The sequence below is a fragment of the Streptomyces sp. NBC_00669 genome, from assembly GCF_036226785.1.
Taxonomy (GTDB): domain Bacteria; phylum Actinomycetota; class Actinomycetes; order Streptomycetales; family Streptomycetaceae; genus Actinacidiphila.
Genome location: NZ_CP109018.1, coordinates 7,706,934 through 7,730,120, shown reverse-complemented (window position 1 = coordinate 7,730,120; position 23,187 = coordinate 7,706,934). Strand labels below are relative to the sequence as shown.

Sequence of the window (23,187 nt, the reverse complement as noted above, 5' to 3'; positions counted from 1 at the left end):
CTTCGGCTTCGGACTTGGGGCCCGTGGGCTTCGGAAAACGGGGCAGCGGGGCAGCGGGGCAGCGGGGAAACGGTTCGGCTATGCGGTGAGGCGCCGGAGCGAGGCGTGTCCGGGTGGGCCCCAGGTGGGCTTGCCGCCGGGGCGGCCGTGCACGCCGGCGTTGCCGATGGAGAGGCAGGCGAGGGCGCGGCCCACCGCCCAACCGCGGGCGCGTCGCAAGGTCGCGGCGTCCGGGGCCGGCCGGTAGGCGGCGTGGAAGCGGTCGGCGGCGCCGTCCGGCAGCAGAATCCACGCCGCTGCGAGGTCGACGGCCGGGTCGCCCGCGAAGAGGTCCCCGAAGTCGATCACGCCGGAGAAAGTGCCGTCCGTGGTAAGGATGTTGGCCGGATGCAGGTCGCCGTGGAGCCAGAGCGGCGGACCGTCCCACTCGGGCGCGGCGGCTGCGTCGTCCCAGACCGCGCGGACCTTGTCCGGGTCGGAGATCAGTCCCTCCTCGACGGCAGCGGCGAGCCCTCGCACGAAGCCCTCCGTGCTGTCGGCCAGCGCTCCCCCGCGGCCCCGTCCGCTGGGCGCGCCCTCGGGCGCCGGACGGTGCAGGGCCGTCAGGAAGGCGGCCAGAGCGTCGGCCGCCTCCTCCCCGCGCGTGGCGGGAGCGCGGTCGGCGGGCTCGCCCGGCACCCAAGTGGTGACGATCCAGGGCCGCGGAAACCGCGCGGAGGGCTCACCGAGGCGCTGCGGAACGGGCACCCGCAGCGGAAGGCCCTCGGCGAGCGAAGGCAGCCAGGTGTACTCCTTGCGCAGCAACTCGTCCGCCGAGTCCGTCGCCCACGGCAGCCGTACGGCGAGGTCGTCACCGAGCCGCCACAGCTGGTTGTCCCAACCGCGCGCGCCGAGCCGCACCGGGTGATGGGCCAAGTCGGGGTGCTGGTCGCGGAGCAGCTCCCGGACCAGCTCCGCGGTGATCTCCGTGTCGGCGTGGGTCATGCGGGCCAACGATAGCCGGGTCCCGGTCCGCGACCGCCGGGCGCCGGCCCGGCCGCCCGACCACCCTGGTGCGTACGAACCCCGGGGGTAGCGGCGTTGAGGGTAGCGGTGGCGCGGGTGGCTTATTGGATTGCCGTCGCCGGGCCCGGTCGGATAGGAAGCGTGCATGCTACGGGGCGAAAAAGTCGGGCTCAGAGCCCGGCACGACGACGACATCCCGATCCTGCGGGCTGAGCTCTACGACGACGTGGTCAACTCCTCGCGGGCGGAAAGCGGGCCGTGGCGGCCGATCACGCCCGGCTCGAAGGACCCGCGGCTCGTGGTGGACGACACGGACCAGGGAAGCGTCCCGTTCTCCGTCGTGGAGTTGGGCGGCGGCACCTTGGTCGGCGCCGCGGCGCTGTGGGGCATCGACACCCACCACCGCTCCGCGCACATCGGCGTCGGGCTGCTGCCGTCATCGCGCGGCAAGGGCTACGGCGTCGATGTGGTCGCGACGCTGTGCCACTACGGCTTCATCGTGCGTGGCCTGCACCGGCTACAGATCGAGACGCTGTCGGACAACACAGCGATGCTGCGCTCCGCCGAGCGCAACGGCTTCGTCCGCGAAGGAGTGCTGCGCGCCTCGGCCTGGGTGATGGGCGAGTTCCTGGACGAGGTGCTGCTCGGTCTTCTCGTCCAGGACTGGAAGCCGGACTCGCCGGGCCGTACAGCCAGGGCCTGACCGACGCACCGGTCAACCACGGCCGGCCGCGGACGGCCGTCCACCAGCGCCTGGACTCCCCGACACCTCTCCTCCGCACCGCACTTGCGGCACACCGCGCAGTACGTGACCGGCTCGAAAGCCCTCTGCTCTCCGTTCCCGCCCCCTCACCGGGGCGGGGCCAGCGGGCGAACAGCGATGCCACGCGGGGGCGTTCCGCCCCGGATTCCGCGCTCACTGCGCCGTGCCCGCCAACAGCCAGCGGTGGACGGGGACTTCGAGGAGGAGGCGGGTGCCGGCAGGGCGGGTGGGGGCGGCGACGTCCCAGGCGTACTTCTGCTGGAACGCGGCGACGATGCCGGGTGGGAACGGGGTGGAGATCAGCCGGGCGGTGCCCTCGGCGACGACCGGGACGCGGCCGTCCTCCAGGGCGAGGGAGACGCGCGGCTCGTGCCGGATGTTCCTGACCTTGACGGAGAAGCCGTCCGTGCCGATCCACCACCGTTCGGCCTCGTAGACGAACCAGACGGGCGTGACGTGCGAGGAGCCGTCCGGCCGTACGGTGCAGAGCCAGACGTTGCGTTCCTGGTCCAGGCGCTCGCGGACGGCCGGGCCGGGGTCGGTCGGTGGGTGAGCGTGCATCGGCCCATTGGACCAGCCGGCCGGGGGGACGGCATCGGGCGCGGGCTCGGACCAATGTCCTAGGCGGATGGGAGGATGTCACGCATGGTCTCGGTGGTGCAGAACGTGGCGATCGACTGTGCGGATGCGTACGAGCTGGCGCGGTTCTGGAGCAAGGTGACCGGGCGGCCGCTGAATCCGGAGGACCGGCCGGGCGACCCGGAGACCCAGGTGCTGCTGGCGGAGGGCCCGGTGCTGCACTTCAACCAGGTGCCGGAGCCGAAGGCGGTCAAGAACCGGCTCCATCTGTGTCTGCGCCCCGAGACCTCACGCGATCAGGAGGTGGAACGGTTGCTGGGCCTCGGTGCCACCTTTGTCGCCGACCACCGCAACCCCGACGGCTCGGGATGGGCCGTCCTCGCCGATCCCGATGGCAACGAGTTCTGCGTCCTGCGCAGCGAGTCCGACCGAGCCGCGACGGGTTCCTGACGCTGCCCCGCCGTCCCGCCCGCCGGTTGCGTACGGCGGCAGCCGGTCGTGGGCTCCTCGTTCGGGACGCTGCCGGCGAGTTCCGCGGAGGGCTCAGCCGAGCTCGGTACGGATTCCCCGCGCTGCTGCCCATCGCCCGGAACGGCATCCATCGGGGTGGACGAGCCATGCAATGGAATGGGCAACGGAGTCCGGGGATCAGGCGAGGGGGCCCCCCCCGGTCGGCTCGTCCCCGCCGCGAGGCTTGACGCGCTCCGCGGCTCAACCGCCCGGCTGATGCTCCGTCGCAGTACGCCCGTACCCCGACGCCCCGTTGCGCTTCACCGCCATCGACGGCAACCGGCTCCCCTGGTTCGCGCCCAAACACAGAGGTCGCCGGCTCGCCAACCTGCCCCCACCCACGAAGTTCCGCACCCCGCAAGCACGGAGCCACGTCAGCGGCCCGACGAGGGCTCATGAAGGATCGAGGCTAGGACAAACCTAGGACGAGTCCAGGACTCGTGAAGCTAGCTTCGCCTCACACCGGATCGACTCCGGTGATCCGCGGGGCGGGTCACCGTGAAGGGAGCGCGATGAACAGAAGGTCACAGGTGGCAGCCGCGGTGGGTGTCATCGCTCTCGTGGGGGTCGCCGTGGGGACGACGCCGGCCGGTGCCGCCGATCACGGTGCGGCAGCGTCACACGCCCCGCCCACCATTACCGTGTCTCCGGAGATGGTCGCCGCAGCAAAAGCCGCCGCTGCCGCCGGGACGAACTACATCGGCAACGACAGCCTCCTCGGCCTCGGTGTCATGCACATCCAGGACGGTGTCTACACCCAGGGCTCCTACGACGCCGTCCTGCCGGCGGATTCGTACACGAATGGTGTGTTCGGATGGGCCAACGCGGCCGGCTGGTACCTGGGCCCGGGCTACTGCTCCGCGCAGCTCCGGTCGGACGACGGCGGGGTCACCTGGCACCCGCAGAATCCCAACCTCGGCCCGGGGCAGCACTTCATCGGCTCCACCACGGACTACGTCGTCGCGATGTACCGCTGCTGAGCTGAGCCGTGTGCGCTGAAATCTCCGCGGACGCAGAGCCGTTGCGCTCGCGGGAGCGCCTCCTGGTCGTGCTTGTCGGCGTCCGGACGGCGTTTCGGTCGGGGGGCTTCCCTCGGCGCCGGTGCCCAGGTGCGGGCCCTGCGGGGCCGGCTCCTAACGGGGGGCACTTGTCGCCGCGCCGCCGGGGAGCAAGCCCCCGACCGAGCTCTCCTTGCTGGTGCCCCCGGAAAGGGAATGCCCGGCGCGCACGTGAACGGCAGACTGGCCCGATGACCGCGACGGATGCCAAACCCGAACTCCACCTCTACCTCCAGTCCGCCCGGGACGCCCTGTTGTGGAAGATCGAGGGCCTGTCCGAGTACGACGCCCGCCGCCCGTTGACGCCGACGGGCACCAATCTCCTGGGCCTGGTCAAACACGTGACCGCCGCGGAGTCGGGCTACCTCGGTGACACCTTCGGGCGGCCGTCCGGCACGCTCGCGCCCTGGATGGACGAGACCGCCGAGCCCACGGACGACATGTGGGCCACCGCCGAGGAGTCACGCGCGCTCATCGTGGACAACTACCGCCGGGCGTGGGCGCACGCCGACGCGACGATCGAGGCGCTGCCGCTGGACACGGTCGGCACGGTCCCGTGGTGGCCGGCGGGCCGTGGCGAGATCACGCTGCACCATGCCGTGGTCCGCGTGATCTCCGACACCCACCGGCACGCCGGCCACGCCGACATCCTCCGCGAACTCCTGGACGGCAGCGTGGGAATGGCCGCGAACAACCTCGACGTGCCCCAGAACGAGCCTGCTTGGTGGGAACGCCACCGAAACCGCCTGGAACAGGCCGCGGTCCAGGCCGCCGCCCAGGCCGAAGCCGCACAGGCCCCCTCCCCCACGTCCCCCACCGGCCCTGTGGCGTAAGGCCGTTGGGGATCGGGGGCCCCGACACGGGCCACCCGCGGCTCAGTCCGCGTCCCCGAGGTCCGTCCCGCAGAGCAGGAGCAGGTCCAGGAGGCGATCCAGGTCCCGCTCTCCGGGTTCGCCGCCGAGCACCGGGCCCAGCGCGACGAGGGCGCCGCGCAGCCGCTCCCGTACGAGCGCGACGTCCAACCGGTGCTTCGCGGCGAGCCGTTGCGTCACCTTCCGCGCCCGCGGCGAGCGCAGCAACCGGTCCGCGAACTCCGCCGGCACCGGCGCCCCCGCACCCCCGCCCCCGCCGACACGCGCACCCGCACCCGCACCGCCGCCCCCGCTCTCGTCGATCAGGGCCACCTCCAGCCGGGCGCCGAGCGCCTCCGCCCGGCCCGGCACCCCCGCCCGGCAAGCCACTACGGTGACGGCTGCGTCAGCATCCGCCAGCCCGGCGCGTACGTGCCGTGCAGCACCAGGGACGCCGCGCCCACCGCCCCCACCGCCTCGCCGATCACGCTGCGCTCGACGGCGACGCGGCGGATCGCCCGGGCCACCGAGGTCGTGTTGACGGCGGCTTCGACCTCCTCGCACATGATCGCCTCGATCCCGCGCAGCGCCTCCCCGCCCAGCACCACCCGGTCCACGTCGAGGAGGGCGACCGCGCCCCGGGCGGCCTGGCCGATACGGGCGGCGGCGATCCGGATGACGTCGCAGGCCGCGGGATCACCGCGGCGGGCGGCCCGGCACAGCAGCTTCCAGTCCGCGTGCACGGACGCGTCGGCGAGGGCGAGCCCGAGCCGCTCGGCGACCGAACGGCCGTGCCGCTCCCGCAGATCGGCCAGCACCGCGGACGGACTCACGTACGGGCCGAGGCAGTTGGTGCCGCCGCAGTGGCAGACCCGGTGGCCGGGTTCGACGGCCATGTGCCCGAACTCCCCCGCGTTGCTCGAATCCCCGTGCAGCACGGTGTTGTTGAGCACGATGCCGGCGCCGATGCCGGTGCCGAGGTAGACGAAGAGGAAGCTGCCGGCCCGGGCCCGGCCGCCGATCCAGCGTTCGCCTATGGCCGCGGCGGTCGCGTCGTTGTCCATCGCCACCGGCATCCCGGTGGCGGCGCCGAACATCTTCAGCAGCGGCACCCGGCCCCACCCGGGGAAGTTCGGCGGGAGCACCACGTCCCCGGCGGTGCCGTCGATCGGGCCGGGCGTGGCGATGCCGGTGCCCAGCAGCCGGGCCGGGTCCACCCGGGTCCTGGCGGTGAGCCGCTGCGCGGCGGCGGCCACCCGGGCCACCACGTCGGCCGGCTCGCCCGGGTGGACGAGCTTGACCCGGCGGGAGGCCAGCACCTCACCGGCCAGGTCGACCACGACGATCACCGCGGCGTCCGGATCGAGTTGCACCCCGACCGCGAACGCCCCGTCGGCGCGCGGCGAGAGCAGGGTACGGCGTTTGCCGCCGCTGGAAGGGGCGTGCCCGGACTCCGTGATCAGGCCGGCCGCCAGCAGCCGGCGCACCACGTTGGAGACGGTCTGGCTGGTCAGCCCGGTCAGCGGCGCCAGTTCGACCCGGCTGACCTGCCCCGCGGTCCTGATCGCGTCCAGGATCACGGCCTGGTTGTAGCCCCCCACCCGGGGCAGGTTGGTTCCACCCTGCGTCACCGTGTCACGTCCTCTCCTCGCCGCGTCACGCCTCCCGCCCCGTGCCCAAGCCCCGCCCCGCCCCGTGCCCAAGGCGCGCCCCGGGCCCAAGGCGCGCCCCGGGCCCAAGGCGCGCCTCGTGCCCAAGGCGCGCCCCGCGCCCAAGGCCCGCCCCGGACCCGGGCCCTCGCTCCGCCGACGGCGCCGCATCCCCATTCCGCTTCGCCCGCCGCACTCCCCCGTCCTGCCGCGCACACACCGCCCGCAAGCCCGCGAACACGCCCGTCGCCACGCCGTTCCGCGCGCCCCGCGTCCGCTTCCGCACCCCCCGACGGCGGGAAGTTTACATGTCAGAAGCGTTGACTTACTCCATCCATTGGATTTAGCTTCGCCGACAACCAGGGCGCCGTCCGCCCTGTCTGTCATGGGGTTTCTCATCCGGGGCGCTCCGTGTCACACCCGCGACCCGCACCCGTCCCGCGCCCGCCAACACCGGTCGCGGGCCCCGTTCGGGCACTCCTCCGGAGGTTGAGCGTGCGCACGAGACTCACCGTTGCCACCGGCATCGCCGTTGTCACCGCAGTGCTGGCCGCGACCGCGTCAGGCTGCGGTTCCGGTTCCGGCAGTTCGGGCAAAACGATCAAGGTCGTTTACCAGAAGCAGCTGAACAGCAGCAACACGGTGCAGCCGAACTTCCTGGCCGGGCAGGTCAAGGCGTTCGAGAAGGCGAACCCCGGCACCACGGTCAAACTCGTGCCCGTCACCGCGAGCGAGAACGACTACTACACCAAGATCCAGCTGATGATGCGCTCCCCCGTGACCGCGCCCGACCTGGTCTACGAGGACACCGCCACCATCAACTCCGATGTGGCCAGCGGCTATCTGAAGCCGCTGGACAGCTACCTGGCGACGTGGAAGGACTGGAGCCAGTACGCGGCGGCGTCCAAGGCCGCGATGAAGTACGCCAAGGACGGCAAGACCTACGGCGTCCCGGACAACACCGACACCCGCGGCATCTGGTACAACAAGACGCTCCTCAAGCAGGCCGGGATAGCGCTGCCGTGGCAGCCCAAGACGTGGGCCGACGTGCTCGCCGCGGCCCGCACCATCAAGGCCAAGGTGCCCGGCGTCACCCCGATGAACCTCTACACCGGCACCGCCGGCGGCGAGCAGTCCTCCATGCAGGGCTTCGAGATGCTGCTGTACGGCACGCCGGCCGGCGGCAACTCCCTCTACGACGCGGCGCAGCAGAAGTGGGTGGTGGGCAGCTCCGGCTTCAAGGACTCGCTGAACTTCCTGCACACCGTCTACAGCGAGAACCTCGGCCCGAAGGTGCAGACGGCGCTCGGCGTCAACATCGGCGCCCAGGTCGGCACCGAGATGATCCCGCAGGGCAAGCTCGCCATCGACATCGACGGCTCCTGGATGCCCAACAACTGGATTCGCACCGGCCCGAAGCCGTGGCCGCAGTGGGAGACCACGATGGCCGAGACCGCGATGCCCACCCAGAACGGGCAGGGCAAGGGCAAGGTCAGCATGTCCGGCGGCTGGGCCTGGTCGATCCCGGCCAAGGCGAAGAACACCGATCTCGCCTGGAAGTTCCTCCAGTCGCTGGAGACCGAGTCGGCCTCGGCGCAGTGGAACAACGTCAACGCCACCATCCCGGTCCGCCAGGACGTCGCCGCCGACCCGAAGTACCTCAAGGCGCTGCCCACCAACGAGTTCCTCAGCTCGCTGGTCGCCGACACCTACTACCGGCCCGGCGTGCCCGCGTACACGCAGGTCTCCAGCGCCATCCAGAAGGCGATGGAGTCGGTGACGACCGGTCAAGCGTCCGTCGACAAGGCCGCAAGTACGTTCGACAACGATGTCAAGTCCGCGGTCGGCGCGAGCAACACCGTCCAGGGCGCCCAGTGACCTCCTCCACCGCCCCCGCCGCCGGCCGCAGGGGAGCCGGCGGCGGCAAGGCCGACCGCACGCCCCTGCCCGCCCCGGTCGCCGGGCTGCTGCGCGGCCTGCCGGTACTGCCGTCCGTCGTGCTGCTGGCGGTGTTCCTCGCCGGACCGATCGGGTACTGCGTCTACTACGCCTTCACCGACATGCAGCTCACCGGCGCGTCGGGCACCCACTTCACCGGACTGCACAACTTCTCCCGCGCCTTCGGCGACCCCGACTTCACCAACGCGGTCGAGCTGACCCTGATCTTCGTGGTCGGCTCGGCGGTGATCGGGCAGAACACCCTGGGGCTGGCCCTGGCCGTGCTGATGGAGAAGGCGTCCAAGCCGGTGCGGTCCTTCACCAGCGCCGTGGTGATCTCCGCCTGGGTGCTGCCGGAGGTGGTGGCCGGCTACCTGATGTACGCGTTCTTCTTCCAGCAGGGCTCGCTCAACGCGATCCTGCACTTCCTGCACCTGCCGCAGCAGAACTGGCTCTACACGCTGCCGATCCTGGCGGTGTGCCTCGCCAACGTGTGGCGCGGCACCGCGTTCTCGATGCTGGTCTTCTCCGCGGCGCTCGGTGATGTGCCGCGCGAGCTGGTGGAGGCCGCGGAGGTGGACGGCGCGAACCCGTGGCAGCGGCTGTGGCGGGTGACGCTGCCCGTGATCCGGCGTTCGATCCTGACCAACCTGATGCTGATCACGCTTCAGACGCTGTCGGTCTTCGGCCTGATCTACACGATGACCCGCGGCGGTCCCGGCAACAAGACCGAGACGCTGCCGATCTTCATGTACCAGCAGGCGTTCCAGAACAGCCTGATCGGCTACGGCACCGCGATCGCGCTGGTGCTGCTGGTGGTGGGGGCGCTGTTCTCGGCGGTGTACATCCGGATGCTGAAAGTCGAGGAGGGGTGACGAGCGAGGCCCCGCAGTGGCCGGCCGACGAAGGAGGTCGTCCGCGAAGGGGACGAGGAGGAAGCCCGACCGATGAAAAAGGAGAACTGATGGCCGTCACCGACAGTCCGCCGATCGCGGCGGCGCCGGCCGCGGACCGTACGCGTCCCGGGCGCTCCCGGCGGAACCGGGCGCGGGCCAGCCGGGGCACGATCAACGTCGTCCTGCTGCTGTTCTCCGTGCTGTACCTGGTGCCGCTGCTGTGGATGGTGCTGGCGTCCTTCAACGCGCACGCGTCGTTCAAGCTGTCGGTGCCGTCGCCGACCACCGCCAACTTCCGCCATGTGCTCACCTACGACACGACGTTCCGCCCGATGCTCAACGGCCTGCTGCTGTGCGGCGGCGGCACCCTGGTCTGCGTGGTGTGCTCGATCCTGGCCGCCTACCCGCTGTCCAGGTTCCGCTCGCGGCTGCGCCGGCCGTTCCTCTACACCATCCTGTTCAGCACCGGGTTGCCGATCACCGCGGTGATGATCCCGGTCTACAGCATGTTCGTGCAGGTCAACCTGATCGACTCGATGCCGGCCACCACGCTCTTCCTGGCCGCGTCCGCGCTGCCGTTCGGGATCTGGCTGATGAAGAACTTCATGGACGGCGTGCCGGTGGTGCTGGAGGAGGCGGCCAGGATCGACGGCGCCAACTCCATGCAGGTGCTGTGGCGGATCGTGCTGCCGCTGATGTGGCCGGGCGTGATCGTGGTGACGATCTTCACCTTCATCAGCATGTGGGGGAACTTCTTCGTCCCCTTCATCCTGCTGCTGACACCGGAGAAGCTGCCCGCCTCGGTGAGCGTCTTCAACTTCCTCAGCGCCCACGACTACACGCAGTACGGGCAGTTGTCCGCGTTCTCGATCCTGTACTCGATTCCCGTCGTGATGCTCTACCTGGTGCTCGCCCGCCGGCTGGGCGGCGGCTTCGCGCTGGGCGGCGCGCTCAAGGGCTGACCCGCGCCCGATTCGACCCGCCCGGCCGACCCCGGGCACGCACCCACCGAGAGGGAGGGCCCCCTTCCATGCACAGCGACCCCGCCAGCACCGAGGAGCGGCTGCACCGCGTGCTGAACCAGCGCCTGCGCCCTGCCGTCCATGCCCGTACGGTGCCGCTCACCGTCGAGGTCTGGCACGTGCCGGGCGAACCGGTGCCGGTCAGCGCCGGGTTGGCCGCCGAGTACGCTCCGGCGCGGGTCGGCGACCGGTGGGGGCCGGCCTGGTCGACGAGCTGGTTCAAGCTCAGCGGCAGGGTGCCGGAGGGGTGGGCCGGGCTGCCGGTGGAAGCGGTCGTCGACCTGGGTTTCGGCACCACCGAGCCCGGCTTCTCCACCGAGGGCCTGGCCTACCGGCCGGACGGCACCGCGGTGAAGGCGCTCAACCCGCGCAACACCCATCTGCCGGTCGCGTCCCCGGCCCGCGGCGGCGAGGATGTGCTGTTCTACGTCGAGGCCGCCGCCAACCCGGTGGTGATGCACACCGGCCCGGACCAGCTCACCTTCGGCGTGACGTCCGCGGGCGACCGGGCCGGCTGGCTGGCGGACGGCGGCGACGACAGTGACGGCGGCGGGGGTACGGACCGCGGGGGGCGCCCGCCGGCCGGCGAACCGCTCTACCAGCTACGGCGGTCGGACCTCGCGGTCTTCGACGCGGGCGTCTTCGAGCTGGTCCAGGACCTGGACGTGCTCGGCGAGTTGATGCACGAGCTGCCCGAACAGTCCACCCGGCGCTGGCAGATCCTGCGGGCGGTCGAGGACGCGCTGGACCTGGTCGACCTTCAGGACATCGGCGGCAGCGCGGCCGCCGCGCGCAAGGCGCTCATCCCCGCGCTGGCCGCACCGGCCGGCACCGGTGCGCACCGGATCTCGGCGGTCGGCCACGCGCACATCGACTCGGCCTGGCTGTGGCCGCTGCGCGAGACCGTGCGCAAGGTGGCCCGGACGGTCTCCAACGTCACCGAACTCATGGACGAGCACCCGGAGTTCCGGTTCGTGATGAGCCAGGCGCAGCAGCTGGCGTGGCTGAAGGAACACCGGCCGGAGGTGTACGCGCGGGCTCAGGAGAAGGCGAAGACCGGGCAGTTCCTGCCGACCGGCAGCCTGTGGGTGGAGCCGGACACCAACATCACCGGCGGCGAGTCGCTGGTACGGCAGTTCGTGCACGGCAAGCGGTTCTACCTGGACGAGTTCGGCCTGGAGACCGAGGACATGTGGCTGCCGGACACCTTCGGCTACAACGCGGCGCTGCCGCAGCTGATGAAGCTGGCCGGGGTGCGCTGGTTCCTCACCCAGAAGATCTCCTGGAACACCACGAACGCCTTCCCGCACCACACCTTCTTCTGGGAGGGCATCGACGGCACCCGGATCTTCAGCCACTTCCCGCCGGTCGACTCCTACAACAGCGGTCTGACCGGGGCGGAGCTGGCGCACACCGAGCGCAACTTCCGGGACAAGGCGCACACCCACCGCTCGCTGGTGCCGTTCGGCTACGGGGACGGTGGCGGCGGGCCCACCCGGGAGATGCTGGCCCGGGCCTCCCGGCTGGCCAGCCTGGAGGGTTCGCCGCGGGTGAGCGTGGAGGGGCCGGCCGAGTTCTTCCCGAAGGCGTTCGCGGAGTACCCGCAAGCGCCGGTGTGGGTGGGCGAGTTGTACCTGGAGTTCCACCGCGGCACCCTGACCAGCCAGCTCGCCACGAAACAGGGCAACCGGCGCAGCGAACACCTGCTGCTGGAGGCCGAGTTGTGGTCGGCGACAGCCGCGCTGCGCACCGGCGCGCCGTATCCGTACGAGGCGCTGGACCGGTTGTGGAAGACGGTGCTGCTGCACCAGTTCCACGACATCCTGCCGGGCACGTCGATCGCGTGGGTGCACCGGGAGGCGGAGCAGACGTACGTCGAAGTGGGGCGTGAGCTGCGGGAGTTGGTGGACACCGCGCAGCGCGCGCTGGCCGCGGCCGACGACGGCGGCGAGGGCGGCGAGGTGGTGTTCAACGCGGCGCCGCACGCCCGGGACGGGGTGCCCGCGATGGGCGCCGCGCTCCGCGCCGCCGGCCCGGCCACGGTGCGCCCGGTGCCGTCGGGCGACGGCTTCGTCCTCGACAACGGCCTGGTGCGGATCACGATCGACGGCCGCGGCCTGATCACCTCGGCGTACGACATCCCGGCCGAGCGGGAGGCGCTGCCGCCGGGTGCGACCGCGAACCTGCTCCAGCTCCACCAGGACTTCCCCAACCGCTGGGACGCCTGGGACCTCGACGCCTTCTACCGCCACAGCGTGCGCGACCTGACCGACGCCGACTCGGTGGCCGCGTTCGAGGGCGGACCGGACGGCGCCGGCGGCGGGGTGCGGGTGGTCCGCGGCTTCGGCGACTCACGGGTCGAGCAGGTGCTGGCCCTGCGCGAGGGCAGCCGGCAGGTGGACATCGAGACCGTGGTCGACTGGCACGAGCGGGAGAAGCTGCTCAAGGCGGCCTTCCCGCTGGACGTGCGGGCCGCGCACTCCACCGCGGAGATCCCGTTCGGCCACGTGGAGCGGCCCACGCACGTCAACACCAGTTGGGACGCGGCCAAGTTCGAGGTGTGCGCGCACCGCTTCCTGCACGTCGGCGAGCCCGACTGGGGCGCCGCGCTGGTCAACGACTCCACCTACGGCCACGACATCACCCGCGATGTGCGGGAGGACGGCGGCACCACCACCACGGTGCGGCTGTCGCTGCTGCGCTCGGCCCGCTTCCCCGACCCGGAGCAGGACCAGGGCCGGCACCGGCTGCGGTACGCGTTCGTGATCGGCGCCCGGGTCCCGGACGCGATCCGCGAGGGCTACCGGCTCAACCTGCCGGAGCGTACGGTGCCGGGCGCGGCCGCGGTGGCGCCGCTGGTGGCCGTGGACCACGAGGGGGTCGTCATCACCTCGGTCAAGCTCGCCGACGACCGGTCGGGGGATGTGCTGGTGCGGCTGTACGAGGCACACGGCAAGCGGGCCCGGGCCACGCTGACGCCGTCGTTCGCCCTCGCGTCGGTGGCCGTCACCGACCTGCTGGAGCGGCCGGTCACGGACGACGGGAGCTGCGCGGCGGCGGGTCCCGAAGTGCGGTTGACGCTGCGGCCGTTCCAGATCCTGACGCTGCGGCTGACCCCTGGGCGGCCCTGACCGGTGCTGACCGGCCCATGTGCGGGGCGCCGGCCGGGGTCCTCCCCGGCTCCGGGCGGCGCCCGTCCCCGGGTCGCGGGAACGGTGCCGCGCGGGCGGCCGGCCTCGGCTCTTCCGGCCTCAGCGATTCAGCGTTTCCGCCGTGACGTTGCGGCGTGACGTTACTCCGTGACGTTTCGGCGTCACCGCTTGGACGCCATGCGGACCCGTTTCTCCCCCGACTCACGCACGATGAAGCGGGTGAGCAGCACCACCGAGCGCGGCGCGGAGTGGTCGCCGGCGATCCGGGAGAAGAGCACGTTGGCCGCGGTGCCGCCGAGCGCCACCGGGTCCTGGCTGACCACGGTCAGCGGCGGGTCGAGGCGCTCGGCGAGCGGCAGGTCGTCGAAGCCGACCAGGGCCAGCGGCGTGGTGTGGCCGGCGTCGAGCACCCCGAGGGTGATCAGGTCGTTGCTGGTGAACAGCGCGGTCGGCGGGTCGGGCAGGTCGCGCAGGGAGGCGACGGCGGCGCCGGCCGACTTCCTCGTGCGCAACCCGTGCCGTACCAGGGTCTCGTCGATCGGCAGCCCGTGGGCGGCGAGCGCGTCGCGGTAGCCGGCGAACCGCTCGGCCTGCGTCCATATGTCGTACCGGTCGCCGAGGTAGGCGATGCGGGTGTGGCCGTGGCCGAGCAGGTGGGTGACCGCGCGCTGCGCGCCGGCCTGGTTGTCGACGGTGACGGTGTCCACCTCCAGGCCGTCCGCCGGGCGGTCCACGCACACCACCTGGGTGCCGGCCGCCATCGGCTGCTTGAGGAAGCCGTGGCTGCCGATGGTGGGCACCAGTATCAGGCCGTCCACCTGCCGGGCGGTGAAGGCCGCTATCACCTCGCGCTCGCGATGCGGCTCGTCGTTGGTGCTGCCGACCAGCACCACGTAGCCGCGGCGGTGCGCCTCGTCCTCCACCGAGCGGGCCATCAGCGCGTAGAAGGGGTTGGCGAGGTCGTCGACGACCAGGCCGATGGTGGAGGTGCCGAGGTTCTTCTGGCGCAGGTGGCGGGCGTTGTCGTTGCGCTGGTAGCCGAGCTTGCGGACGGCGCGCTCGACCCGGGCCGCGGTGGAGGGCGACACCCCGGACTCGCCGGAGACGACACGGGAGACGGTCATCGGACTGACTCCGGCGGCGCGGGCCACGTCCTTCATCGTCGGGCGCTTCACGGCTCTCCTCATCGGGCGCTCCCGGGCCGCCGGCCCTGGCCCGGGGCCGCCGGTGGTGATGGCGCGGGCGGTGTTTCCCGCCCGGCCCGCCATCATGACAGGGCGCGCCGGCGGACCGTCGCCTGCCTCCCCCGCGGACGGCACCGGGTACGGAACGGGGTGCGGCAGTGGATAGGGCGCCGGATGCGGCGGCCCGCCCGGGTGCCCGCGGCGGGGCACCGGGCGGGCGGCCGCTCACGCGGGGGCCTCGCGGTCAGCAGCCCGCCTTGTAGAGGTACTTGCTCACCGACGGCGAGTTCAGGTTGGCCTTGGTGATGGCGACCATGTCGGTGCCGATGGAGGCGGTCACCTTCTTCTTGTCGATGGCCGCGAGCGCCTGGTCGACGCCCTCGGTGCCGATCTTCGCCGGGTCCTGGGCGACCAGGACGTCCAGCGTGCCGTTCTTCAGCGAGGTGACCTCGTCGGGTTCGGCGTCGAAGGCGGCGACCTGGACCTTGCCCTGCTTGCCCGCGGCCTGCAGCCCGGTGGAGATGCCCTGCGCGGTGTTGGTGTTGCCCGCGAAGACACCGCCGAGGTCGGGGTGCGCGGCCAGCGTGGACTGGATCTGCGAGGCCGCGGTGGCCGGCAGGTCGTTGTCGTAGAGCACTGGCAGCAGCTTGATGTTCGGGTGGTTCGCCTTCATCTCCTCGTCGAAGCCCTTGGTGCGCTCGTCGGTGGTGGACACCCCCGGCTTGACGCTGATCACGATCGCGGAGCCCTTGTCGCCCATCAGCTGCGCCAGCGCCTTGGCGGCGGCGCGACCGCCGGCCACGTTGTCCGAGGAGATCCGGGACACCCCGATCGAGGCGTCGCTGACCGTGGTGTCGACCAGCACGATCTTGGTGCCGCCGTTCTGCATCTGGGACAGCGACGGGGTCAGCGCGGCGGTGTCCACCGGTGCGATGAGCAGCCCGGCGGGGTGCTTGGCGGCGACCGAGTCGATGATCGGGCGCTGCACGGACACGTCCCACTGCGCGGAGCCGTTGACGGTCAGCTTCACGCCGCGCTTCTTCGCCTCCTGCTGGGCCGCGCAGGCCATGGTGATGTAGAACGGGTCGCTCTTCACCCCGGTGATCATCTCCAGCGACTTGCCGCCGGAACCGGAGGACCCGCCGCCGCAGGCCGCCGTGGTCGCGGCCACGAGCGCGAGGACCGCGCAGGCCCCCACGAGCGTCGTGGGTCTGCTGATGTGCCGCATGCTGGACCTCTTTCTGTGCGTGAGCCGGGCTTGCTGCGGATACGGGCCGCCGGAGAAGGGTCCGGCCGCGGATACGGACGCGGGTACGGCCTCCGGCGCGGTCGCGGTTACGGCGCAGGGTCGGCCGCGGGTACGGCTTCGGGTCGCTCGCGCGTTCAGGCGCGCTCGCGCCCGCGCCTGCGGAACTGGTCGAGATAGACCGCGGCGACCAGCACCACGCCGATCGCGACGTCCTGCCAGTACTGCTGGACGCCCATGATGATCAGCCCGGTGCTGAGCACCGCCGGGATGAAGACGCCGATCAGGGTGCCCAGTACGGTGCCGCGCCCGCCGAAGAGGCTGGCGCCGCCGAGCACGACCGCGGTGATCACCGTGAGGTTGTCGGTGGCGTGCCCGGCGATGGAGGTGGTGCCGAAGTAGGCCAGCCACATCACGCTGCCGAGCCCGGACAGCAGGCCGACCAGGGCGTAGACCTGCACCAGGTGCCGGTCGGCGTTGATGCCGACCCGGCGGGCGGCCTCGGGGTTGGAGCCGATGGCGTACGTGTAGCGGCCGAAGCGGGTGAAGGCCAGCACCAGCCCGAAGACCAGGGTGGTGGCGAAGGCGATCACGACCAGCCAGGGGATCTGGCCGAAGAGCTTGCCGAAGCCGACGGCGTGCTGGAGGTGGCCCGAGACGGCGCCGGTGGGGTCCTGGCCGCCGGTGATGATCTCGGCGATGCCCAGCGCGGCGCCGAACCCGCCCAGCGTGACGATCAGCGGCGGCACCTTCGCCTTGGCCACCAGCCAGCCCTGCATCCCGCCCCAGACCAGGCCGGTGGCGAGCGCGATCACCGTACTGACCGCGATGGTGCCCCAGCCGGCCTTCGCGCCGCCGTGGTGGATGGTGTACTCGGCCGACAGCACCGCCGACAGCACCAGCACCGACCCGACCGACAGGTCGATGCCGGCCACGATGATGACGTAGGTCATGCCGACCGCGAGCACCAGGTAGATGGCCGCGTTGGTGGCGATCTGCGTGACGTCGTAGCTGGTCAGGAAGGTGCTGGGGCGGGCCGCGGTGAAGAACACCACGAGCAGCAGCAGCACGCCGAAGGTCCACACCTCGTTGACGTCGGCGAGCCGGCGCAGCCAGGGCGGTACGCCGCGCCCGCGCGGCCGGTCGGTGGGAGCGGCCGTGCCGTCCTTGACGGGGGTTCCCGCGCTCATGCCGCGCCCTCCTTGCCGGCCGCGTCCAGCGCGCCGGTCATCGCCCCGACGAGTTCCTCCACGGTGGTGTCGGCGGCGGTGAACCGGGCCACCCGGCTGCCGAGCCGCAGCACCTCCACCCGGTCGGCCACGGAGAGCACTTCGGGCATGTTGTGGCTGATCAGCACCACGGCGATGCCGCGGTCGCGGACCCGTCTGACGGTGTCGAGCACCCGGCCGCGCTGGACGACGCCCAGCGCCGCGGTCGGCTCGTCCATGAAGATGATCCGGTTGGCGAAGGCGACCGCGCGGGCGACCGCCACGGACTGCTTCTGGCCGCCGGACAGCGCCGCCACCGGCACGCTCACGTCCCGCAGGTCCACGCCGAGTTCACGGAACGCGGCGACCGCCGAGCGGCGCATCGCGGCCCGGTCCAGCACGCCGAGCCGGCCGAGCAGGCCGCCGCGGTACAACTCCCGGCCCAGGTGCAGGTTGGCGGCCGCGTCCAGGTCCTGGGCGAGCGCGAGGTCCTGGTAGACGGTCTCGATGCCGTGGCCGCGGGCGTCCAGCGGGCTGGTGAGCTGGACCGGCACGCCGTCCACCAGCACCTCGCCCTCGTCCGGCCGGATGGTCCCGGAGAGCGTCTTGACCAGCGTGCTCTTGCCGGCGCCGTTGTCACCGATCAGCGCGACGACCTCGCCGGGGTACGCGGTGAAGTCCGCGCCCTGGAGCGCGTGGACGTGCCCGTAGCGCTTGGTCACCTTCCTCGCTTCGAGCAGGGGCTCTGTCATCGCGACCGCCTCCGGGTGCCCTTGGTAACGTTCCCAGTTTTCCGTGAGTGTGGGCGCGACCTGACGGCGTGTCAATATCCCTGGCAGTAAACGCGATCGGGCCCGAACTCCCTGGAATTCCGGGGAATCAGCCACTGCCCGCACGGGTCTTGACAGGTCGGCGGTGACGGCCGGACACTGCCCCGCCGGCTGGTAACGTTCACTTGCTCGGGGAACGGCCGCGGGGCCCGGGCGCGCGGACAAGACGCGCCCGGGCCCCACGGCCCGCCTGCTCACCGCCGGTCGGTCAGGACGGCAGCCGCCACTGCTGGTTGGAACCGCCGTTGCAGTCCCACAGTTCGAGCTGGTTGCCGTTGGTGGTGTCGCCCTTGGGGATGTCCAGGCACCTGCCGGACACCGGGTTGTAGAGGGTGCCGATCTGCGGGAGCCACTGCTGGTTGCCGCCGCCGTTGCAGTCCCACAGCTCCACGAGGGTGCCGTTGGCGGTGCCGTTGTCGGTGGCGTCCAGGCACTTGCCGTTGATCTGCACGGTGCCCGCGCCGGCGCCGCCGGGCGCGGGGACGGTCCAGTTCTGGGCACCGCTGGTGTTGCAGTCGTAGATCTGGACCGCGGTGCCGTTGTCGGACGAACCGGTGTTGTCGTCCAGGCACTTGTCGACCCCGGCGCCGGAGACGATGTGGCCGGTGACGGTGCCGGTGCTGCCGACCGGGGTGACGGTGAGGTTGTCGAACTGGTCGGTCTGGTAGCCGCTGGTGCCCAGGCCCACCATGCCGGTGGCGTACGAGGTGTCGCTGGCCGATCCGACGGTGTTCCCGTCGACGGCCGCGGTGAGCGTGCTGCCGTTGACGGTCAGCGCGAGGTGGTGCCAGGTGCCGGTGCCCAGCGCGGTGGTGGTGCCGGAGGCCAGGGTGGTCCTGCTGCCGCTGGAGCTGTTGCGGAGGATCGACCAGGCGCCGGTGTCGGAGACCTGGAGGTAGTAGGCGTCGATGTTCGCCGGGTTGAAGCCGGCCTGGTTGCCGACCCTGGCGAGGAGTTGCACCGCGCCCGGCTGCCGGATCAACGTGTCGGCGGCCACCGTGTAGTCGGCCCAGCCGGGTCCGCCGCCGAAGGTGTAGGGCGCCGAGTCGCCGTCCCACTCGATCGGCTTGGTCGCGGCCTGCTGGGTGACGCAGTTGCCGGAGCGGCCGCCGGCGCAGCCGGTGACCTCGAAGGCGCCCTGCTGCTGGGCGAGGTAGGCGGGCTGCTGGCCGGCCTGGTCGCCGTCGAAGTCGTCGGAGTACGGCAGCGGTTGGGGCTTGGCGGCCGGCCCCTGGGCGGTGCCCTTGCCCTGCCCGGTGGTGGTGGTCAGGGTGTAGACGTAGCCGGGCTGGACGGTGAGCGAGTAGGCGCCGCCGGACGGGGTGAGGGTGGACTGCTGGACGAGGTTGTCGCCGGAGGTGGCGCTGTTCACGTTCGTCGCCCACACGTGCACCGCTCCGGTGGAAAGGCCGCCGGAGACCCGCACGTTGACGGTCTGCGCCGCGGTGGCGGTGGTGGCCTCGATGACCGTGGAGTAGTCGCTGCCGCTCGCGGACTTCAAGGTGACGTAGCTGCCGTTGGACTCGTTGCCGCCGAGGTAGCCGGAGCCGGCGTCCACGAACTTCCAGCCGGGCGAGGTGAACTGGGTGATCTGGGCGGTGGCCCACAGGTTCTTGCCGACGCTGTAGGCGCCGGAGTAGGGCTGGTTGGCGAGCACCAGGCCGTCGGTGTCGTACGGCAGGTTCGGGTAGACGGCGGCGGCCACCGGCCAGTTGATGTAGGCGGTGAGCTTGCCGTCGATGTAGCCGCGGGTGAAGGAGCGGATCAGCGCGGGCGCGCCGGAGTCACGGTCCTGGGAGCCGTTCTCGCTGGCCCACAGCGGCTTGCCGGTGCCCACGGCGGTGCTGGTGCTGGGGCAGGTGTCGGCGCTGCCGCCGTCGCCTCCCGCGCACGGGTAGTGCGCGCCGATGACGGAGACGCTGGCGGCGAAGGCGGAGTCGGACGCGACGTCGTTCGCCACCGACCAGTCGCTGTCGGCCCCGACGATCCGGGTGCCGGAGTAGCCGTTGCTGTCGAGGGCCGCGCGCAACTGCTCGTACCAGGCGACGTTGTAGCCGCGTTCGTTCCAGCCGCCGAGGTAGTCGATGGTCAGGCCGTGGGACTTGGCACAACCGAGCCAGTCGACCAGGTAGTTGACGGTGTCGGTGGACCAGAAGTTGCCGCCGCCGAGGTAGCCGGGGGCGCCCCAGGCCAGACCGTAGAGCTTGATGGCGGGGTTGCGGGCCTTGGCCTGCTCCATCAGCCACCACTCGTAGCCGGTGGTGCAGTCGACGGCGCCGCTGGTGTGCTCGTGGCTGGACTCCGAGCCGTCGGTGGAGTTGGTGTCGCCGCCGATCTCGACCTTGAAGATCTGCAGGTCGGCGCCGTAGCCGGGCTTGAAGAGGTAGTCGAGGATCTGCTGTTGCTGGGCGGCCGGGTAGTCGGTCAGCAGCCGGCTGTTGCCGCCTCCGCCGCTGATCGCGCCGATGCCGTCGAAGGTGCGGCCGCCGCTGGTGCCGTCGACGGAGATGGTGGTGGCGGTCGCGGCACCGGCCGGCGCGGCGACCGGGCCGAGGCCGAGGGCGGCGAGCACCGCGAGGACGACGGCCGCGACCACCGTCCGGAGCGGGGAGCCGAACAGGGCGTATCTGCGCATGGGGGGTTCCTTTCGGATGGGGGCGAAAGGGTGCAGAGGTGAGCGTTTCGGCGGCCGCCGTGTGGGGAAACGTTCGGATAAGTGGGGAGAGTTGATCAGAAGTCAGCAGAACCAAGCGCGTGAACATGACACTGCCGTGCCCGGGTGAAGTCAAGGGATCGGACCGAAGTGCCCTCGCGTCCGGCCACCGCGCGGCGGCCACCGCGCATCGGCCGCCGCGCGTCGGCTCCCGCGCCCGCCACGGCGTCGGCAGGCCGTGGCGCCGGGCCACGGCCTGCCGGGTACCGCTGGGGTGCCGCTGGGGTACCGCCGGCGTTCCTACCTGGGCACGGTGGTCGTGGCGATCCGGCCGGCGTAGCGCTGCGTCCAGGCGGCGTCGGCGTCGGCGGTGACGACCACGTCGTAGTAGCCCTCCTGGGTCGGCCAGCTGACGACCTTCGTCTTCCCGCGGGCCACCGTGACCTGCTGGGTGCGGCCGAGGTAGTCGTGCGGGGTGAGCGTGTAACGCACCGGCTCGGTGCCGTCGTTGTGCAACGTGAGCCTCACCTGAGCCTCGCGCCGGGCCTCGCCCTTCACCAGGTCGACCACCACCCGCGGAAGGGCGGCGTGCCCCTTGCCGGCGGGCGCGACCCGGCCGGCGAAGGAGCGCACGAAGCCGTCGTTGGAGTAGATCGAGAACGCGTACTCTCCGCCGGTGGCGTTGGCGTCCCAGGTGTACTCGCGCGGCTTGTGCGCGGTGACGGTGAACGGCGTGCTGGTGAACGCCTGGTACCTGTCGGGGAAGACCTGGAAGCTCAGCGCCTTGTCCTTGGGGCCGCCGGTCAGGGTCATCGTGGCGGTGACCTTCCCCGTCGCCGGGTTCACCGAGACCGTGGCGTGCGGGTGGAAGCTCAGCGGGCGCGGCTTCATGTGGCCGGCGGCGACCGACACCGGCTGCTCGGCGAGCGGGTCCGGGAAGGTGGCGGGCCCCGGCTGCGGGTGGGCGAAGTCGAGCGCGCTGGTCAGGTCGCCCGCGATCGAGCGCCGCCAGTCGCTGATGTTGGGGCTGCGGAACGGCTTGCCCAGATGGGCCGCCCAGGTCTCCAGGAACGTGATCGTCGAGGTGTGGTCGAAGACCTCCGAGGCGACGTGCCCGCCGCGGGTCCACGGCGAGACCAGCAGCATCGGCACCCGCGCGCCGAAGCCGAGCGGGTAGTCGCCGACGTACTCGCGCGCCGTGCCCGCCTCGGGCCACGGCGGCAGCACGTGGTCGAACTTCCCGTCGTTCTCGTCGTAGTTGAGGATGAAGAGGGTGTGGTTCCAGATGTCGGGGTTGCTCTGCAGGCTGTCGAGCACCTTCTTGACGTAGCGCTCGCCGTGCTGGCTGTCCGCGCCCGGGTGCTCGGACCAGCCGTACGGCGCCACGATCCAGGAGACCGCCGGCAGCGGGTGCTCCGCGCCGGGCCGGCAGGAGTCGTGGAAGTTCTTCAGGACCGCGTCGAGGTTCTGGTCGGAGTCGTCGTCCGGCGCGGTATGACCGGCGTAGTACGTGGCGTTGCCGCGCCAGATCAGGCCGGTGCCGGGTCGCAGCTTCGGGTCGTCGGCGTTCAGCCCCTCCGGGTCGAACCCCTTGAAGTACTTCAGCTCGTTGTCGCCGTAGTCGCCGACCCAGGAGCTGATGTAGCCCTGCCGTCCGTCGCCGCTGTTGTCGGAGTACAGCCGCCAGTCGATGCCGGCCTGCTGGAGCTGCTCGGCCACCGTGATCCAGGGACGGGAGTAGTTCGACTCGTCGACGTTGCCCGTCTCGCTGTTGGCGGTGCCGCTCCACAGGTACTTCCGGTTGGGGTCGGTCGGCCCGAACTCGGAGCAGAAGTACTGGTCGGCGATGGTGTACTGGGCGGCGACCGAGTGGTAGAAGCCCATGTAGCCGTCGCTGTGGTAGTTCATGCAGCTGGCGCCGTTGTGCCGCACCCACTGGTCCCAGGTGCGGTGGGCGACGTCGCCCCAGGCGCCGTGGTCGTTGCCCCAGGCGCCGTCGTCGACCTGCGGGGTGACGAGGTTGCCGTTGCCGTCCTTCTGCTGGAAGACGGTGGTGCCGTCCTGGAAGCGCAGCGCCTGCTTGTCGTTGAAGCCGCGGACGCCGGGGAACGCGCCGAAGTAGTGGTCGAGCGACCGGTTCTCCTGCATCAGGATCACCACGTGCTTCAGGTCGGACATGTCGCCGCGGAAGCCGTGCGGCCTTCCGTGCGCCGGCTTCGCGGCGCCGTGGGCGCCCTCCGGCTTCGCGGCGGCCTGGGCGCTGCCCGCAGCGGCGGTCCCGCCGAGCACCAGCGTCCCCGCGGCGACGCCGGTGCCCTGGAGGAACCGGCGGCGGCTGGCGCCGGCCGTCGCGGATTCGCCGCCAGGCTCGGACTCGGGCCTCGGGGTGATCGGATCGCGGTCCATGAAGCTCCTTACACGGGTGTGAACACTCGGAGATCGGGACCGGAGGCAGCAGCCCCCAGCCCGCTCATCGAAGCGAGCGGACACCAACTCCGGGTGAACATCCGCCAAGTGACGACCAGCAGTTTGGCAAAGTTGGCTATACAACTTGCCTCGGCGACAGGAATGCCGGGCCCGACGGCACCACCCGGTGGCCGGATGGTGCGATCCGGCGCGCACCGAGGTCTTTACGGCGATGAC

18 protein-coding genes are annotated in these 23,187 nt (G+C 71.6%); 8 read left to right on the top strand and 10 right to left on the bottom strand.

The window, feature by feature from the left end; translation table 11 throughout:
* Positions 1-78: 78 nt before the first annotated feature.
* Entirely contained in the window at positions 79-984 is a 906-nt protein-coding gene (locus OG896_RS32665) for an aminoglycoside phosphotransferase family protein (RefSeq protein WP_329371118.1), read from the bottom strand.
* 166 nt (positions 985-1,150) lie between these two features.
* On the opposite strand from OG896_RS32665, the gene OG896_RS32660 reads away from it, so the two are divergent.
* Positions 1,151-1,708 carry a GNAT family N-acetyltransferase gene (locus tag OG896_RS32660; RefSeq protein ID WP_329371116.1) on the top strand — a complete coding sequence of 186 codons (558 nt, stop codon included), beginning with the start codon at positions 1,151-1,153 and terminating at the stop codon, positions 1,706-1,708.
* A 213-nt stretch (positions 1,709-1,921) separates the two neighbouring features.
* On the opposite strand, the gene OG896_RS32655 is transcribed toward OG896_RS32660, so the two are convergent.
* Positions 1,922-2,329 carry a pyridoxamine 5'-phosphate oxidase family protein gene (locus OG896_RS32655; RefSeq protein ID WP_329371114.1) on the bottom strand — a complete coding sequence of 136 codons (408 nt, stop codon included), beginning with the start codon at positions 2,327-2,329 and terminating at the stop codon, positions 1,922-1,924.
* An 84-nt stretch (positions 2,330-2,413) separates the two neighbouring features.
* Between OG896_RS32655 and OG896_RS32650 the strand changes: the two genes are divergently transcribed.
* From OG896_RS32650 to OG896_RS32640, 3 genes are all read left to right on the top strand, one after another.
* Positions 2,414-2,797: a VOC family protein gene (locus OG896_RS32650; RefSeq protein WP_329374410.1), complete on the top strand. Its 384-nt coding sequence runs from the start codon at positions 2,414-2,416 to the stop codon at positions 2,795-2,797.
* A 713-nt stretch (positions 2,798-3,510) separates the two neighbouring features.
* A complete protein-coding gene (locus OG896_RS32645) occupies positions 3,511-3,837 on the top strand; it encodes a hypothetical protein (RefSeq protein WP_329371112.1) in 327 nt (108 codons plus the stop codon).
* A 269-nt stretch (positions 3,838-4,106) separates the two neighbouring features.
* Positions 4,107-4,748, top strand: a complete 642-nt coding sequence (locus OG896_RS32640; protein ID WP_329371110.1) for a DinB family protein — start codon at positions 4,107-4,109, stop codon at positions 4,746-4,748.
* A gap of 42 nt (positions 4,749-4,790) precedes the next feature.
* On the opposite strand, the gene OG896_RS32635 is transcribed toward OG896_RS32640, so the two are convergent.
* Together OG896_RS32635 and OG896_RS32630 are read right to left on the bottom strand one after the other, a co-directional pair.
* Entirely contained in the window at positions 4,791-5,156 is a 366-nt protein-coding gene (locus OG896_RS32635; RefSeq protein ID WP_329371109.1) for a hypothetical protein, read from the bottom strand.
* A complete protein-coding gene (locus tag OG896_RS32630) occupies positions 5,156-6,397 on the bottom strand; it encodes an ROK family transcriptional regulator (RefSeq protein WP_329371107.1) in 1,242 nt (413 codons plus the stop codon). The genes OG896_RS32635 and OG896_RS32630 overlap by 1 nt, the downstream gene beginning before the upstream one ends.
* A gap of 513 nt (positions 6,398-6,910) precedes the next feature.
* On the opposite strand from OG896_RS32630, the gene OG896_RS32625 reads away from it, so the two are divergent.
* From OG896_RS32625 to OG896_RS32610, 4 genes are all read left to right on the top strand, one after another.
* Positions 6,911-8,293 (top strand): extracellular solute-binding protein, encoded by a 1,383-nt coding sequence (locus OG896_RS32625; protein WP_329371105.1) that lies wholly within the window; start codon positions 6,911-6,913, stop codon positions 8,291-8,293.
* Positions 8,290-9,228 carry a carbohydrate ABC transporter permease gene (locus OG896_RS32620; RefSeq protein ID WP_402451786.1) on the top strand — a complete coding sequence of 313 codons (939 nt, stop codon included), beginning with the start codon at positions 8,290-8,292 and terminating at the stop codon, positions 9,226-9,228. The genes OG896_RS32625 and OG896_RS32620 overlap by 4 nt, the downstream gene beginning before the upstream one ends.
* Before the next feature lie 89 nt (positions 9,229-9,317).
* Positions 9,318-10,211 (top strand): carbohydrate ABC transporter permease, encoded by an 894-nt coding sequence (locus OG896_RS32615; protein ID WP_328462139.1) that lies wholly within the window; start codon positions 9,318-9,320, stop codon positions 10,209-10,211.
* A gap of 68 nt (positions 10,212-10,279) precedes the next feature.
* Complete coding sequence (locus tag OG896_RS32610; protein ID WP_329371102.1) at positions 10,280-13,402, top strand: alpha-mannosidase; 3,123 nt, start codon at positions 10,280-10,282, stop codon at positions 13,400-13,402.
* Between the two features lie 182 nt (positions 13,403-13,584).
* On the opposite strand, the gene OG896_RS32605 is transcribed toward OG896_RS32610, so the two are convergent.
* The 6 genes from OG896_RS32605 to OG896_RS32580 all read right to left on the bottom strand — a co-directional run bounded on the left by OG896_RS32605 (position 13,585) and on the right by OG896_RS32580 (position 22,950).
* Complete coding sequence (locus tag OG896_RS32605) at positions 13,585-14,598, bottom strand: LacI family DNA-binding transcriptional regulator (protein WP_329371100.1); 1,014 nt, start codon at positions 14,596-14,598, stop codon at positions 13,585-13,587.
* A 253-nt stretch (positions 14,599-14,851) separates the two neighbouring features.
* Positions 14,852-15,835, bottom strand: a complete 984-nt coding sequence (locus tag OG896_RS32600; protein WP_329371098.1) for an ABC transporter substrate-binding protein — start codon at positions 15,833-15,835, stop codon at positions 14,852-14,854.
* 155 nt (positions 15,836-15,990) lie between these two features.
* Positions 15,991-17,043, bottom strand: coding sequence for an ABC transporter permease (locus OG896_RS32595; RefSeq protein ID WP_329371096.1), 1,053 nt, complete (start codon positions 17,041-17,043; stop codon positions 15,991-15,993).
* Entirely contained in the window at positions 17,040-17,813 is a 774-nt protein-coding gene (locus tag OG896_RS32590; RefSeq protein ID WP_329371094.1) for an ATP-binding cassette domain-containing protein, read from the bottom strand. The genes OG896_RS32595 and OG896_RS32590 overlap by 4 nt, the downstream gene beginning before the upstream one ends.
* A gap of 286 nt (positions 17,814-18,099) precedes the next feature.
* Positions 18,100-20,526, bottom strand: a complete 2,427-nt coding sequence (locus OG896_RS32585; RefSeq protein WP_329371093.1) for a ricin-type beta-trefoil lectin domain protein — start codon at positions 20,524-20,526, stop codon at positions 18,100-18,102.
* 318 nt (positions 20,527-20,844) lie between these two features.
* Positions 20,845-22,950 carry an alkaline phosphatase family protein gene (locus OG896_RS32580; RefSeq protein ID WP_329371092.1) on the bottom strand — a complete coding sequence of 702 codons (2,106 nt, stop codon included), beginning with the start codon at positions 22,948-22,950 and terminating at the stop codon, positions 20,845-20,847.
* Positions 22,951-23,187: the final 237 nt, after the last annotated feature.

What these genes read in the sequence shown, in the direction of transcription:
- OG896_RS32665 (WP_329371118.1), bottom strand. Translation starts at nt 984, where the DNA reads ATGACCCACGCCGACACGGAGATCACCGCGGAGCTGGTCCGGGAGCTG.
- OG896_RS32660 (WP_329371116.1), top strand. Translation starts at nt 1,151, where the DNA reads ATGCTACGGGGCGAAAAAGTCGGGCTCAGAGCCCGGCACGACGACGAC.
- OG896_RS32655 (WP_329371114.1), bottom strand. Translation starts at nt 2,329, where the DNA reads ATGCACGCTCACCCACCGACCGACCCCGGCCCGGCCGTCCGCGAGCGC.
- OG896_RS32650 (WP_329374410.1), top strand. Translation starts at nt 2,414, where the DNA reads ATGGTCTCGGTGGTGCAGAACGTGGCGATCGACTGTGCGGATGCGTAC.
- OG896_RS32645 (WP_329371112.1), top strand. Translation starts at nt 3,511, where the DNA reads ATGGTCGCCGCAGCAAAAGCCGCCGCTGCCGCCGGGACGAACTACATC.
- OG896_RS32640 (WP_329371110.1), top strand. Translation starts at nt 4,107, where the DNA reads ATGACCGCGACGGATGCCAAACCCGAACTCCACCTCTACCTCCAGTCC.
- OG896_RS32615 (WP_328462139.1), top strand. Translation starts at nt 9,318, where the DNA reads ATGGCCGTCACCGACAGTCCGCCGATCGCGGCGGCGCCGGCCGCGGAC.
- OG896_RS32610 (WP_329371102.1), top strand. Translation starts at nt 10,280, where the DNA reads ATGCACAGCGACCCCGCCAGCACCGAGGAGCGGCTGCACCGCGTGCTG.
- OG896_RS32600 (WP_329371098.1), bottom strand. Translation starts at nt 15,835, where the DNA reads ATGCGGCACATCAGCAGACCCACGACGCTCGTGGGGGCCTGCGCGGTC.
- OG896_RS32595 (WP_329371096.1), bottom strand. Translation starts at nt 17,043, where the DNA reads ATGAGCGCGGGAACCCCCGTCAAGGACGGCACGGCCGCTCCCACCGAC.
- OG896_RS32590 (WP_329371094.1), bottom strand. Translation starts at nt 17,813, where the DNA reads ATGACAGAGCCCCTGCTCGAAGCGAGGAAGGTGACCAAGCGCTACGGG.
- OG896_RS32585 (WP_329371093.1), bottom strand. Translation starts at nt 20,526, where the DNA reads ATGCGCAGATACGCCCTGTTCGGCTCCCCGCTCCGGACGGTGGTCGCG.
- OG896_RS32580 (WP_329371092.1), bottom strand. Translation starts at nt 22,950, where the DNA reads ATGGACCGCGATCCGATCACCCCGAGGCCCGAGTCCGAGCCTGGCGGC.